The organism is Streptomyces capitiformicae, assembly GCF_002214185.1.
GTDB classification, from domain to species: domain Bacteria; phylum Actinomycetota; class Actinomycetes; order Streptomycetales; family Streptomycetaceae; genus Streptomyces; species Streptomyces capitiformicae.
In genome coordinates this window covers 10,731,672-10,745,876 of sequence record NZ_CP022161.1, presented here as the reverse complement: position 1 = coordinate 10,745,876, position 14,205 = coordinate 10,731,672, and the positions used below count along the sequence as shown (strand labels likewise).

Sequence of the window (14,205 nt, the reverse complement as noted above, 5' to 3'; positions counted from 1 at the left end):
CGTGAGGACCCAGCGTCCTCACCTGATACGGCGCCGGTCGCGAAAGAATACGGAACTTGACGTAAAAAGAGCCCTACTTGGCCTCGACCATTCTTGTGCCGCGATCGGCGTGCTGGTCGAGCCGTCAGACACCCATTCCGGTGAACACCCGCCAGTTCAACACGGCAGTGGCCATCAGCACCGGGGGTGGCCGGTCGCGGCCCGGGCGGCCGTGCCGACACAGGCCACTAAGAGGGGGCCGGCAGCGGCCGCGGCCAGGAACGTCCGTCGGAGCGGCGGGCTACCCACGGGCCCTTCAGAGGTGCCGTCGAAGGCATCTGGCATCTGATCTTTCCTCACCCGGCGGCCGTCCCGGCCGCCCTCGCTGGGTTAGATTGAGTGATTAAGGCCTTAACCGCAAGTCGTCACAGGCTGTTGAGTCACATATAGCGAGCTCGTGCGTCTGGCGGCCTCCCGCGCTCGACGCCGTGGCCGCCCGCGCCCTGGCCCGCGGCGGGCGGAGTGCTCAGCCTGACGATGACCACGTACGGCGACCTTCCCGTCCCGTGCACCGAGATCCCGTACCAGCCAAAGCCGTCGACCAGGGTGCGCCGGTGCCTGCGACGCAGCCGGCACTGCGCGATGGCGGCGGCCCGTACAACCAGACATAGGATGTTCGCGGGCCGATCAGCGAGGGAGAGGGCGGCGAACAAATCGCAGGAGCAGCGTCCTTGGTGCGAAACAGGGCAGAACTCGCCCACGTGCCCCCGATCCTCGATTTCTGGGCATTCATGGGATGTTCCAGCCAAGATCGTGGTATCTATACGGATGCGCTTGTGAGGCCCGTTCGGGCCGAGCCGCCCATCCACGCCGTTCTGCCAGTGCGTCAGGCGGCCGCCGACGCCAACAACAGGGCACGACGGCCGAGTTACTGACCCACGAACGGCGATCAGCCCCGATGTTTCATCACTCACTCGCAGAGGACGCCTGCATGAGAAAGCCTTGGCTTCGTCCGCTGATCTCGCTTGTCGCCGCCGCGCTCGGGGTGACAGCGACAGGCGTGACGCCTGCCTCCGCCGCCTCCGACACGCCTTTGCGGGTCATGCCGTTGGGTGACTCGATCACGTGGGGTGTGGGAAGCAGCACGGGCAACGGCTACCGGGGGCCGTTGTGGAACAGGCTCGCGGCGGACGGCCATCCGCTGGACTTCGTGGGCACGGTGCGGGGCGGTTCGATGTCCGACCCCGACAACCAAGGCCACCCCGGATACAAGATCCACCAGATCGCCGCACTCGCAGAACCTCCGCTGACCCGCTACCGGCCCAACGTCGTGACGCTGATGATCGGAACCAACGACCTCAACGAGTCCTATCAGGTCTCCACGGCCACCGACCGGCTGAAGTCGCTGGTCAACCAGATCACCGCCGCCGCCCCCGACGCGACCGTCCTCGTGGCCTCCCTCGTTGTGTCCACCAGCGGCTCGGAGGAGCAGTACCGGGCCGCGTACAACCAGGCCATCCCCCGGATCGTGAGCGAGGCACAGGCCGCGGGCAAGCGCGTCGCGTTCGTCGACATGAGCAGCCTGACCACGGCCGACCTGGACGACACCCTGCATCCCAACGACTCGGGCTACCAGAAGATGGCCGACGCCTTCCACCGCGGCGTCCAGACCGCGGACAGCGCCGGGTGGCTGAGGAACCCCGCACCCGCCCCCGCCCCCGTGCAGTCGGGCATCGCCGTCAAGTGCATGGACGTCAACGGCGCCAGCACGGCCGACGGGACCGCCGCCCAGATCTGGAGCTGCAGCGGCGGCGCCAACCAGCTCTGGTCGCTCTACACCGACGGCACCCTGCGGTTCCGGTCGGCCGCCGACCGTGGCCTGGGCTTGTTCCTGTGTGCCTCCGCCTGTGCCGCGGCGTCCGCCTACAGCGGCCGTACGGTCACCGGCACGGTGAGCACCCGGTCCATTCCGAGAACCCGCTCCGGGCTCTCGATCCGGTACGAACCGCGCAGCGGCAGGTCGGCGCAGGACCGGCCGACCTCCACACCGATCTCCCCGGACTCCACGATGCGCCGGAGGTCCTTCCCGGTGAAGGAGACCCGGTCGGCGTGGACAGCGAACTCGACGCGGGCCGACCGGCCCGCGTCCAGCCGCACTCTGGCCCATCCGGCGAGCCAGCGGACGGGACGCACCGCCGAGGCGACCGGGTCGGACAGGTAGAGCTGGACCACCTCGGTGCCGGCCCGTTCACCGTCGTTGCGTACGGTGACGCCGATCTGCACGATGCCGTCGGTCGCGATCACCTCGGAGTCCATGTCGAGGCCGGAGTACGCGAAGGTGGTCCAGGTGAGCCCGTGCCCGAACGGATACAGCGGCGTGGAGTCGAGGGCGCTCATCATGGTGGGGCCGGCGGTCCTCGCGTGCAGGTAGGTCCCCTCGTGGCCGCCCGCGTGGCGGGGGATGCTGACCGGCAGCCGTCCGGACGGCTCCACCCGGCCGGACAAGATGCCGGCGATGGCGCCCGCCCCCTCCTCGCCGGGGAAGAACGCTTGCACGACGGCCGCCGCCCGCTCGGCCAGGCCCTCCAAGGTGTAGGGGCGGCCGGAGATTATCAGCAGGACGGTGGGTGTCCCGGTGTCCAGCACCACCTTCGCGAGTTCGGCCTGCCGGCCGGGCAGGGCCACGGTCTCGGCGTCGCAGCCCTCGCCAGAGGTGCGCCCGTCGATGCCGAAGAGGCCCGCGCGGTCGCCGAGCGTCAGCACGCACGCGTCCGCGTCGCGCACCACGGCCACGACGGCGGCGATGTCCTCGTCGCGGGTGACCTTGAGGTCGCCGGCTGCCGTCACCTGGATCTTCGCGTCCGGCAGTTCCTCGGCCAGGGCGTCGCCGAGGGTCTGGATCCGCACTCCCGATTCCATGCCCGCGCGCGCCGACATCTCGTCGAGGAAGTCCAGGGAGTTGTGGTTGGCGAAGGCGTAACAGCCGAGCATGGCCTCCGGCTGCTCAACCAGCGGTCCGACCAGGGCGACGGAGCGACGCTCGCGCAGCGGGAGGACGCCGTCGTTGGCCGGCAGCACCACGGACTCCTCGGCGAGCCGGCGGGCGAGAGCCCGGTGCTCGGGCGGGTCGAGGCCGCCGGGCTCCAGGGCAGCGAGGGCATCGAACTCGTCCTTCCATGCCTCGTCCAGCATGCCGAGTTCGCACTTGAGCGCGAGTACCCGGGACGCCGCCCGGTCCACCAGCTCCTCGGCGACCCGTCCCTCGCGCACCATCTCGATCAGCGGCGGGCCGTAGCAGTGGATGGTGGGCAGTTCCATGTCGACGCCGGCCTCCAGAGCCAGCGCGGCGGCGTCCCCGCGTCCGGCGGCCACGCCGTGCTCGTGCTTGAGGTTCCAGATGCCGAAGTAGTCGGCCTGGACGACGCCGGTGAAGCCCATCTCGCCGCGGAGCAGATCGGTGAGCAGATGCCGGTCCGCGCTGGCCGGGACGCCGTCGACGTTGTTCTGGGCGACCATCACGGACCGGCTCCCGCCCAGCCGTACACCGGCGACGAACGGCTCCAGGATCACGTCGGCGAACTTCGCGGGGCCCGCAGGTGACGGGCGCCATGTTCCGTCCGGCGGTGGCGGCCGCCGAGTACCCGGCGAAGTGCTTGAGCGTGGCCACTGTCCCGGTGCTCTCCAGCCCGCGGACGTAGGCGGAGCCGATGATGCCGACGAGATAGGGGTCGTCCCCGATCGTCTCCTCGGTGCGGCCGAAGCGGTAGTCCCGCGTGACGTCGAGGACGGGCGCCAGGCCCACCTGGGCGCCGATACAGCGCAGCACGCCGCCGATGGCCGTGGCCATCTCCTCCACCAGTTCGGGGTCGAACGTGGCGCCCCAGGCGAGGGGGGTGGGGAAGACGGTGGCGGTCCACGAGAGGAGGCCCGTGAGGCACTCCTCATGCACCAGCGCGGGGATGCGGAACCGGTTCGCCTCGATCACGGTGTTCTGCAGCAGGCGCAGCCGCTCCAGCCCCTGCGCAGGGAGGACGGGCTCGGTGCCGTAGACCCGGGTGAGCTGTCCCAGGCCGACGGCCGCCGCCTCACCGAGCTGCGGCGGCAGCGGGTCGGTGGCCCCCTCCGGCACCGCGAGCACCGGCTCCCCGGGGCGCACCGGCGCCACCCAGTACGCGCCGAGCTGCCCGACCTTCTCCTCGATGGTCATCCGGCTCAGCAGATCGGCTACCCGATCACTCACGGGCAGCGAGGGATTCCGCCAGCGCTGATCGGCCAGGGGCTGTGCTGCGGCGTCCTGGAGCGGTTCGGGCATGGGTCTTGTCCGTCCTTTCGCCTGCGCGGCTGTGGTGTGGGCCGGCGGAACGCCGGGGACCGGGCGAGCGGACGCCGGGGCGGCGGAGTGTCGGGCCGGGACGCCGGCGTCGGCCGTGTCCGCGAGCGGGTCGGGGTGTGTCCCGCCGTGCGGGCGTGTCGCGGTGTCCGGGCCGAGGTCACGGCGCTCTCCGCGAGCGTGTCGAAGACGTCCCCGACGCAGGTCTGGAGTTCGACGATGCGCAGGGTCCCGGGGGCCGCCGCGGCCAGCTCGTCGCGGACGGTCCATAAGTTGACCGCGGGGGGCATCGGCATCGTCGGTACCTTTCCGGGGTTGGCGTCAGTCGTGGGGGTCGGTGGTCTTCCCGAGGGTGAAGGAGGCCGCCCAGGTGACCACCAGCAGGCAGGCGCAGAGCCCGTAGGCGAGCGTGCCGGCGGTGTACGGCGACGTCCCGTCCCCGACCTGGTTGAAGATCACGGTCGAGAAGACGGCTGTCGCCACCGCGCCGCCCAGTTGCTGGAGGGAGTTGATCGCCCCGTTGGCCAGGCCGAGTTCGCGGTTGTCGACGGCCGCGAGGACAAGGGCCAGGAAGGGCACGAAGAACAGACCGGTGCCGATGCCGGAGACGATCAGCGCCGGCGCCAGGTTGAAGCTGGTGAGGCCTGTGTCCAGGAGCGGGCCGTGGGGACCGGGGTGGGTGGTGTCCCTGGTATTCAGGGCGACGGTCAGCGCGGCGAGGACCATGCCCACCGCCTGCGTCAGCACACCGGCCTGCAGTACCTGGCGCGGTCGCAGCCGCCGCGCGAGGAGGGGCCCGGCCACCATCGCGGACATGGTGCCCAGGGACCACCAGGAGCCGGTCAGACCGACGTGCAGCGGCGACCACCCGATGTAGAGCTGCAGCAGCAGCGGGTTGACGATGAACGCTCCCGAACAGGCGCCGAAGAACAGGAAGACGGTCAGCGTGCCGCCGGAGAAGGAGCGCTTGCGGAAAAGGGAGATCTCGACGAACGCGTCGAGCGACCTCCTGCGCCGGGAGCGGGCGTGGAGCGCGAACACCGCCAGCACCCCCGCTGCGGCGATCATCATCGCGAAGGTCCACCAGGCCCAGTCGTACTCACGCCCCTGGATGATCGGGTAGACGAACAGCCCGACAGCGAGGGAGCACAGGATCATGCCGACGACGTCGAGCCTGGGCCTGTCGCCCCGGGGCGGCACCGCGGGCAGCACCCGAAGCGAGAAGAAGAACACGACCACGCAGACCGGCGGGTTGATGAGGAACACCCAGCGCCACGACGCGTAGTCGATCAGCGCGCCGCCGAGGATCGGGCCGAGCGCGGAGGACAGGCTGATGAAGGGCGAGAAGATCCCGAACGCCTTCGCACTGTGCTCCTGGCCGAAGCTCTCACGAATCATGCTGACGCACTGGGGGATCATCATCGCCGCCGCGCAGCCCTGGAGCAGCCGCGCGACGATCAGCTCCGCCGGACTCTGGGCGGCCGCGCACGCCACCGACGTCACCGTGAACCCGGCCAGCCCGATCAGGAACACCCGGCGGCGGCCGACGATGTCGCCGAGGCGGCCGCCGGCCAGCAGCAGCACCGAGAACGACAGCAGATAACCGATGTTGATCCACTGGAACTGCGCGTCGGACGCGCCGAGATCGAGCTTGATCGCCGGCGCTGCGACGCCCATCGCCGTCGCGTCGAGCATGTCCATCATCGACGCGGCGAGCAAGGTGAAGAGTACAAACCAGGCGCCCTTGGGCACCTGCGAGGCCCCCGGCCGGTCGTCGCGGAGGGAGACTCCGGACGCTTCTGCCGTCCCACTCATGACATCCCTTCCGGACCCGGGAGCCTCGTTATGTCAGCGCTTGCCGAGCATGTGCTCGAGCGCGAGCTGGTTGAGGCGGGAGTAGTGGTAGCCGCGGGCGCGGGCGGCGTCGAGGTCGATCTCCTCCTCGCGCAGCGAGTCGTAGCTCTCGCCCTCCGCGATGCTGGGCACCGCGAGCTCGTCGATCCGGCAGGCGCGCATGGCCTCCTGGACCTCGGGGTCGGTGCGGAAGGCCGCGGCGCGCTCCTTGAGGATCAGGTAGGTGCGCATGTTCGCCTCGGCGGAGACCCATACGTCCTCGGCGTCCTCGGTGCGCCCGGGCTTGTAGTCGAAATGGCGCGGGCCGTCCCAGCCGCTGCTCTCCAGCAGGTCGACGAGGAAGAACGCGCTCTTCGTGTCGCCGTGACCGAACACCAGGTCCTGGTCGTAGCGCGAGCCGTGCTGGCCGTTGAGGTCGATGTGGAAGAGCTTGCCCTGCCACAGCGCCTGCGCGATGCCGTGGACGAAGTTGAGCCCCGCCATCTGCTCATGCCCGACCTCCGGGTTGAGGCCCACCATGTCGGCGTGCTCCAGGGTGGAGATGAAGCCGAGGGCGTGGCCGATGGTCGGGAGCAGGATGTCGCCGCGCGGCTCGTTCGGCTTGGGCTCCAGCGCGAAGCGCAGCCCGTAGTCCTTTTCTTTGACGTACCCGGCGAGGAAGTCGATGGCCTCGCGGAAACGGTCGAGCGCCACCCGCACGTCCTTGGCCGCGTCGCTCTCCGCGCCCTCCCGGCCGCCCCAGAACACGTAGGTCTGGGCGCCGAGTTCAGCCGCCAGGTCGATGTTGCGCATCACCTTGCGCATCGCGTGACGGCGCACGTCACGGTCGTTGGAGGTGAAGGCGCCGTCCTTGAAGACCGGGTCCTTGAACAGGTCGGTCGTGGCCGTGGGCACCACCAGGCCGGTCTCGTCCAGCGCCTTGCGGAACGCCGCGATCGCCGCGTCTCGGTTCGACTCGACGGCGAGCAGGTCGTCGTCGTGGAAGGTCACGCCCCAGGCGCCGAGTTCGGCCAGCTTGTGCACCGTGCGGACCGGGTCCAGGGGCGCGCGGGTGGCGTCCCCGAACGGGTCCCGCTCGCGCCAGCCGACGGTCCACAGGCCGAAGGCGAACTTGTCCTCGGGGGTGGGCTGCAAACTGGTCAAGGCTAGCTCCTGATCATTTCGTCAACGAAGTGGACCAAACCTAAGCAGTGTCTGAGCCGCTTGCCAAGTCCTTGCGCACAGCGGCGTCCGGCGTTCCCGTAGCGCGCGGCACGGCGGAACTCTGCCGATCTGCGAAGAAGTCGAGCTCCAGCGACGGAAATTGATGATCAATCAGAGCCCTGACCAGTCACCTGCGCGCGGGCTGAGGGCAAGCGAGTCCTTCCCGGCGGTCCGGAGACCCACACGCGCCCGGCGACATCACTTCCACCTCCATAGCGAATTAGGAAAGGACATGGATTAATGACTGCCATGTCTTCGGCCTACTCGGCGTCCCCTGCGCACGGTCCGCACCGGCCAGCCGCCACCCCCCACGCCACGACGGAAGCGAAGATCGCGGTCATCGGCGCCGGCCTGGTGGGCGTGGGCGTGGCCGAGCGACTGACGGCCAACGCCCCATTCCTGGCCCCGGGCCGGTCGATCGAGGACGTCCTGGTGGACCCCTGTCCCCCCGGCCCCGGACGGGTCTGGCGGGAGGAACAGTCGCCGCTGATGCGCATGAACTCCTTCGCCAGGGACGTCACCCTTTTCCCCGGCAAGGCCGTGCGTTGCGAGGGCCCCGCCCGCCCCGGCCCGTCGCTCGCCGCCTGGGCGCGGGAGACGGCCGCCGGGCTGCTCCCGCCCGTGGACCCCCGCCTCGAGGGCGACCTGCGTGAGACCACCCCGGACTCCTTCGCGACCAGACGCCTCCAGGGCGCCTACCTGTCCTGGTTCCTCCGCGAGGTGGCGCGCCAGGCCCCGCCCGGGGTGCGCGTCACCACGCGCACGGGCCGCGCTGTTGCGCTCACCGCGGGACCGGACGGCCTCCAGCGCGTCCGCCTGGAGCACGGGAGCCGGCTCGACGCCGACGCGGTGGTCCTGGCCCTCGGCCACCTGGACGCCCGGCCGCGCGGCGAGGAGGCCGACGCCGCCTCCTTCGCGGCCCGGCACGGCCTGACCTATTTACCGCCCGGCTTAGTACTGCAACGGTGTCTATCGTGACCGCTGGCCAGGTTCGTCGTTGGCGTTGTTATGGGTGGGGATCTTGCTGATGTGCGTGTGTGGGCGAGTGAACTCGATGCTGTGCACGGACGTTTCGTGCACCGGTTCAGCCGGTCCGAGCCGCGGGAGTCGGCGCTGGCCTATATGCGGGGGCTGATCGCTCCGCTGCAGCGCAAGAACGGCTGGACACTGGCAGAGGAGGCCAGCCACGGCGGGCCGGACCGCATCCAGCGGATGCTGAACCGGATCGAATGGGACGCTGACGAGGTCCTCGACGACGTACGCCGCTACGTGGTCGACAACCTCGGTGATCAGGACGCGGTCCTCATCGTCGACGACACCGGCTTTCTGAAGAAGGGCACCCGCTCGGCCGGGGTGCAGCGGCAGTATTCCGGCACCGCGGGCCGCACCGAGAACTGCCAGATCGGTGTGTTCCTCGCCTACGCGACCGGCCGCGGACGAACATTGACCGACCGTCGTTTGTATCTGCCCACGTCATGGACGGACGACCGGGAACGCTGCCGCCGGGCCGGCATCGACGACGGCGTCGCCTTCGAGACGAAGGTGGCCATGGCCAAGGCGATGGTCCATCGGGCGATCGCGGACCGGATCCCGTTTCGGTGGGTGACGGCAGATGCCGCCTACGGCTTCAGCAAGTGCTGGCGATACGAACTCGAGCAGGCAGACGTCTTCCATGTCATGGCCACCACCCGGCACGACACCGTCGTCACCCGCTGGGCACTCGACCATCCCGTCCATGATCTGTTCCCGGGTCTGCCACGGCAGAAGTGGAAGCGCCGTTCCTGCGGCGAAGGGGCCCATGGCCGGCGGGTCTACGACTGGGCCCGCGTCGAGGTGCGGCCCTGGCACCGCGAAGACCGCCGGCACTGGGTTCTCGCCCGCCGCAGTGTGAGCAGGCCCGAGGAGATCTCCTAGTAGTGCTTCGTTACGTTGAGTGATCTCGGCTGATTGTGGGCAGCTTCCCGGGGTGAGGTTGGGGGAAGTGGACCGGCTGGCGACCGCGACCCCGCCACCGTGCGCAGGCTGCTCGACGCCCTGTACCGTCTCCTGCACCACCTCGGTGCCATCGAGGCGTCAGAGCACATCAAGCAGCCGACCGTGCAGCCACGCGACTGGATCTGGACAGGCGACGTCGAGTCTCCGGCCGCAGGCCTCTGGTACCCGGATGCGGTCACCGGGGACGAAGTGACCGAGGGGCAGACCATCGGCTGCATCATCGACCCGGTCGACGGCGCCGAACACAAGGTCGCCGCCGTCTCAACCGGAACGATCATCTACAACATGAACGGGCTGACCGTGCGCCCCGGCACACACCTCGCCGCCATCGCCACCCCCCACGACTGACGGGCCTCAGGCCCCCCACCGAACCGTCCCCATCCCAGTGAGCGGGCCTTCCCGTTGAACCCGTCCTCCCCGGTGGCCCACCCAAGCTCACGGAGGACGAGCGCAACGCACTCGCCGATCCGCCCAACCACTACGACAAGGGCTTCGACACGGACATCGACCGGTGGCTGAAGAACGAAGCGGCCGTCACCAGCGCCGATTGGAGTGGACTCGCGGCTCACTCGGTGTTGCCGCACCGTCCGTCGCGGTGGCCAGCGTCAGGACGGCCACCGCGAAAGGCACAGCGCAAGAACCTCCGCGACCAGTCTGGTCCGCTTCGACCGGAGCGGCGGCCCGCTGAAGGCCCACCGCCACGGCCTCGCCTCCTGCACCCGGTCGAGCCGGAGGCTCCTCCCTCGCGCAATAGCAGGGGGTCCGGGCGGTTGTCGTGGCCTCGCCTCCCCATGGGCTGCGGCAGTCCCGCTTGCCGCGGTGTTTGCAACCTCGACCGATTCGCGAAGGAGACGGTCCGCTGTGGACACCATCGATGCAAGCGCGCGATTGACGCCGCCGAATCCGATGAGGGCGAGATCGTATCGGCCCATGAGATCGCTCCTTCACAGTCCGCCGCCTTCACGGTGCGGCTGCTCAAAGCCTCGCTCCCCCGCGTCACCTGCTCCATGTCACAACGGCCACGACGCATGCCGATCTGCTGCCTGCTATGGCATTTCGCCAGCCCCGCCTCCGGCAACACCGCGCTGGAGAGGCCGGACGGCCTGTACGGAGACGGGGACGACGGCCCTCACCGTGCGCCTACTGCTCCACAAGGCGTACGGCTGAGGTTGCGGCAGAACGACTCTGCGGGCGCTTCGGCACGGACGTAGTGCGCCCGCCGCCCTCGCATCACCGACTCGTTTAGCCGTCGGTCGGGTTGGCTGTCTTCCTGCAGGAGGATCAGAACGGCAAGTTCGGCGCTTGGTCCTCAACACGCTGAACTTGACAGGGAAGCGCAGGGCGTGCCGGGCACGATAGGTCTCGGGCATGCCGGTGACCGCCGTCCGCTCCTTCCCGAACCGCTCGATGATCGCGTCGTACACCTCCAGCCGCCGCTCGGACTCCACGTCGAGGTTGATGTCAGGAAGCGACGCGCGGCGCTCATTGACGAAGCGTTCGAACAGCAAGTGATGCTCGATGGGATTGGCTGTGGCGATGAACAAGGAGTGGTTGACCATGCTGCCCGCGCCGGATCCGCGCGCGGCGACCCGGATTCCCAGCGCCCGGGTATCGGCGACCACCTCAGCCACGGCGAGGAAGTACGCCTCGAATCCGGCGAGCGGACCGATGACGTCCAGCTCGTAGTCGAGCTGTCGTACGGCGCGTTCGTCGCGGTCCAGGCCGCGGGCGATCATCCCGGCCTCGCACCGCTGCCTCAGCAGCCGCATCCCCGAGCCGGGCTCCGGGCCCGCGCCCACGACGGACGGCTCGGGAAAGTGCGGTCTGCCCAGGCCGAGGTCGGCGGGGGTGAGGATGCAGGACTGGCCGGTGGCCTCCGTCTCGGCCAGCAGGCGTACGGCGCGGGCGGGGTCGCCGCCGACGGCCTGGGCGATCCGCTCGGCGACCGCGGACATGACGGCCGGGCCCTTCAGCCACCGCTCGCCGCCGTCCAGATGCCGGCGGTCGACGGGCCGCAGCAGCCGGGCGGCGTCGAGCACGTCGGCCAGCCGGTGCTGGCCGGGGGGTGAGTTGTCCGTCGGCTTGAGTCTTATCCTCGCGGGTCGAATCGTTCCTCGAACTTGATCACTCATGGTGATAACTGCCGTACAGCGGGGCGGCCTTCGTCTGATCCTGTGCTCCGTCACAGAGGCAAGGGATCAACCGAAGGCCGTAGGAGTGAGTCTGCTGCATCACGATGTCCAGCGGGAGCCGTTCGGGGTGCTGTCACACTTCCGGACGGAGTTGTACGCGTCCATGACGGCCCGGAGGGACGCAATGTTCGAGCTCACCGACGCGTTGCTGTGTGCGGACGGCCCGGTGAAGACGCTGGCCGGTCTGGCACTCGCGCCGGAACATCGGCGTGGGCACGGAGCTGTGTACGCGGGACTGAACCATGGGCGCCTCGACGTGGACCGGCTGCGACGGGCCCTGGTCTGCGTCCCGCTGCCGAAGGCGGCCGACGGCCGCCTGGTCCTGGCCGTTGACGTGTCACCGTGGCTGCGGCCGGACGCGGATACCGCCCCTGACCGGTGCTGTTGCCACGCCTACGGATACAGCGACAACAAGCACCTCGTGATCCCCGGCTGGCCCTATTCGATCGTGGCTGCCCTGGAGACCGGCCGGACGTCGTGGACGGCGGTCCTGGATGCGATCCGGCTGGAGCCCGGTGCGGATGTCGCCGCGGTCACCACCGCGCAGATCCGGGAGGTCGTCGACCGCCTCGTCGCGGCAGGGCAGTGGCAGACGGGCGATCCGGACATCATGATCGTGGTCGACGCCGGCTACGACGCCCCGCGCCTTGCTCACCTGCTGGCTGACCTGCCCATCGAGATCCTGGGACGGACTCGCTCAGACCGGGTGATGCGCCGGCCGGCACCTTCCCGCGAGGAGTTCCACCGGGAGCATCCCGATGGTGGACGTCCGCCCAAGCACGGAGGCGAGTTCGTTTTCGGCAAGCCCGACACCTGGGGCGACGAGCATGCGGCCACGGTCACCGACACCCGCCGCTACGGGAAGGCGACTGCCAGGGCCTGGGACCGGCTCCACCCGAGGCTGACCCGACGGGCGGCCTGGCTCGACCACACGACGGAACTGCCCGTCATCGAGGGCACGGTGGTCCGCCTTAGGTCGAGCACCTGTCCTCGGGCGGTGATCCGAAGCCGGTCTGGCTGTGGTGGTCCAAGACCGGCGCCACCGCGGCTGACGTCGACCGCTGCTGGCAGACCTTCCTGAGAAGATTCGATGTCGAGCACACCTTCCGCTTCTGGAAGCAGACCCTGGGCTGGACCTGTCCCAAGATCCGCACCCCCGAGGCCGCGGACCGCTGGACGTGGCTCGTGGTTGCCGCGCACACCCAGCTCCGGCTCGCCCGCCCCCTCGCACAAGACTTGCGGTACCCCTGGGAGAAACCGATCCCGCCCGAACGGCTCACCCCGGCCCGCGTCCGACGGGGGTTCAGAAACCTCCGCCCCGAGACCGCTTCACCAGCCAGGGCACCAAAACCCACACGCCCCGGACCCGGCCGCCCATCAGGATCGAAGAACCGGCACCCCGCCGCCCGCTATGACGTGGGCAGAGTCCTCGCTACAGGCCAGCCCTACCAGCGACCCACCCACCACAAGGTCGGCACCAAACCCCGACGAACTGGATAAAACTCAAGGTCAGCACGTGTTTTCAATCCCGACGAGTGCACGTTGGCACGGAACGGATGAGTTGTGGGACCGCCTGGGCTATAACGCCGGGGAGCGCCGCCTGCCCCTGCCAAGATGCCTGAGGACCCGGCGGGGTGGCACCGCGATTTCCCGCGATGGCCACCCCGGGGCTGGTCAGTTCAGCACGATGTCGCCGTCGCCGCCGGCATCACTGCCGCCGTCACCGTCACCGTCACCGCCGCCATCGCCTGGCGGCTGGATCGGGTCCGGCGGCCAGAAGGGCAGGTCGTCCAGGTAGTTGGGCAGGATCGGGCCCGGCGGGTAGAAGGGCAGGTCGTCCAGGTAGTTGGGCAGGATCGGGTCCGGCGGGTAGAAGGGCAGGTCGTCCAGGTAGTTGGGCAGGATCGGGTTGGGCGGGACGAAGACGACCGGGCCTGGCGGGTAGAAGACGACCGGGCGTGGCGGGGTGGGTTGGGCGTGGGCCGTTGGGGCGCTAAGCAGGACGGTTCCCGCAGCCAGCGCGGCGCCGACGGTCGCAGCGGCCAGTCGGCCTCTTACGCGTGCGCGTCTCACCTAGAGGGCTCCGTTTCAGGAGGAGGGTGGTTGTCAGGCCCAGCTTGTGATCCTGGCGTTGACGCGCAAGCTCACCGTATGGAGCAAATACCGTATTTATGCAGCTCATAGCGCTGCTCATCACGGTATGCCGCCCTGATCGGCCGCATCCTCACGGGTGGCGGGACTGGTTCCAGGGGCTTGCGGGTGGGGAGCGGGCGGCCAACATGATGTGTTCCTGGCCCGGCTGCGGGGCTGGCGCAACCAGGTGTGGGAGACCGATCACGTCCAGGCTCCGGTGCTGGTCGATGTCGATGGCAAGTCCTGCAGGCCGTGGATCACCTGGTTCACCGACTGTGTTACGAACGCGATCACTGGCGTCGCGATCACGCCGGGAGATCCGTCGCGGGAGTCGGTGCTGGCCGCGCTGCGTTCCGCGGTCCTGCGCGAGGAGCCTTACGGCCCGTTCGGTGGTCTGCCGGAGAAGGTGCGGGTGGACCGCGGCAAGGACTTCTTGTCCCGGACGGTGACTGCCGCGTTCGATCTCCTGGATACGCAGGTGGTGCCACGCGGCCGCTATCTTGACGATGTACGTCACCT

6 protein-coding genes and 6 pseudogenes are annotated in these 14,205 nt (G+C 69.4%); 6 read left to right on the top strand and 6 right to left on the bottom strand.

Features of this window, described 5'->3' with window-relative positions; genetic code table 11:
• Positions 1 to 775: 775 nt before the first annotated feature.
• Positions 776 to 1,843 (top strand): annotated as a pseudogene (locus CES90_RS48125) (GDSL-type esterase/lipase family protein); the annotation flags it as partial.
• A 59-nt stretch (positions 1,844 to 1,902) separates the two neighbouring features.
• Here the strand turns inward: CES90_RS48125 and CES90_RS51525 are convergent.
• From CES90_RS51525 to xylA, 4 genes and pseudogenes are all read right to left on the bottom strand, one after another.
• Positions 1,903 to 3,549 (bottom strand): glycoside hydrolase family 3 C-terminal domain-containing protein, encoded by a 1,647-nt coding sequence (locus tag CES90_RS51525; RefSeq protein ID WP_269801989.1) that lies wholly within the window; start codon positions 3,547 to 3,549, stop codon positions 1,903 to 1,905.
• A gap of 91 nt (positions 3,550 to 3,640) precedes the next feature.
• Positions 3,641 to 4,186 (bottom strand): annotated as a pseudogene (locus tag CES90_RS51520) (glycoside hydrolase family 3 N-terminal domain-containing protein); the annotation flags it as partial.
• Between the two features lie 444 nt (positions 4,187 to 4,630).
• On the bottom strand, positions 4,631 to 6,124 hold the full coding sequence (locus CES90_RS48115) for an MFS transporter (RefSeq protein ID WP_189788751.1): 1,494 nt from the start codon (positions 6,122 to 6,124) through the stop codon (positions 4,631 to 4,633).
• A gap of 33 nt (positions 6,125 to 6,157) precedes the next feature.
• Complete coding sequence (xylA, locus tag CES90_RS48110; RefSeq protein WP_189788752.1) at positions 6,158 to 7,306, bottom strand: xylose isomerase; 1,149 nt, start codon at positions 7,304 to 7,306, stop codon at positions 6,158 to 6,160.
• 300 nt (positions 7,307 to 7,606) lie between these two features.
• Between xylA and CES90_RS48105 the strand changes: the two genes are divergently transcribed.
• From CES90_RS48105 to CES90_RS48095, 3 genes and pseudogenes are all read left to right on the top strand, one after another.
• On the top strand, positions 7,607 to 8,344 hold the full coding sequence (locus tag CES90_RS48105; RefSeq protein WP_189788753.1) for an FAD/NAD(P)-binding protein: 738 nt from the start codon (positions 7,607 to 7,609) through the stop codon (positions 8,342 to 8,344).
• Between the two features lie 30 nt (positions 8,345 to 8,374).
• A pseudogene (locus CES90_RS48100) lies at positions 8,375 to 9,277 on the top strand (IS701 family transposase); the annotation flags it as partial.
• Positions 9,278 to 9,379: 102 nt separating this feature from the next.
• Positions 9,380 to 9,709, top strand: coding sequence for a hypothetical protein (locus CES90_RS48095; protein WP_208921745.1), 330 nt, complete (start codon positions 9,380 to 9,382; stop codon positions 9,707 to 9,709).
• Positions 9,710 to 10,695: 986 nt separating this feature from the next.
• Here CES90_RS48095 and CES90_RS48090 read toward each other — a convergent pair.
• Positions 10,696 to 11,469, bottom strand: a pseudogene (locus CES90_RS48090) (DNA polymerase III subunit alpha); the annotation flags it as partial.
• 109 nt (positions 11,470 to 11,578) lie between these two features.
• Between CES90_RS48090 and CES90_RS48085 the strand changes: the two are divergent.
• Positions 11,579 to 13,053 (top strand): annotated as a pseudogene (locus CES90_RS48085) (NF041680 family putative transposase).
• Between the two features lie 174 nt (positions 13,054 to 13,227).
• On the opposite strand, the gene CES90_RS48080 reads toward CES90_RS48085, so the two are convergent.
• Positions 13,228 to 13,626, bottom strand: coding sequence for a hypothetical protein (locus tag CES90_RS48080; protein WP_208921743.1), 399 nt, complete (start codon positions 13,624 to 13,626; stop codon positions 13,228 to 13,230).
• 176 nt (positions 13,627 to 13,802) lie between these two features.
• Between CES90_RS48080 and CES90_RS51005 the strand changes: the two are divergent.
• Positions 13,803 to 14,170 (top strand): annotated as a pseudogene (locus CES90_RS51005) (integrase catalytic domain-containing protein); the annotation flags it as partial.
• Positions 14,171 to 14,205: the final 35 nt, after the last annotated feature.

Excerpts from the sequence above, each read along its gene's own strand:
- CES90_RS48115 (WP_189788751.1), bottom strand. The coding sequence starts at position 6,124 with ATGAGTGGGACGGCAGAAGCGTCCGGAGTCTCCCTCCGCGACGACCGG.
- CES90_RS48105 (WP_189788753.1), top strand. The coding sequence starts at position 7,607 with ATGACTGCCATGTCTTCGGCCTACTCGGCGTCCCCTGCGCACGGTCCG.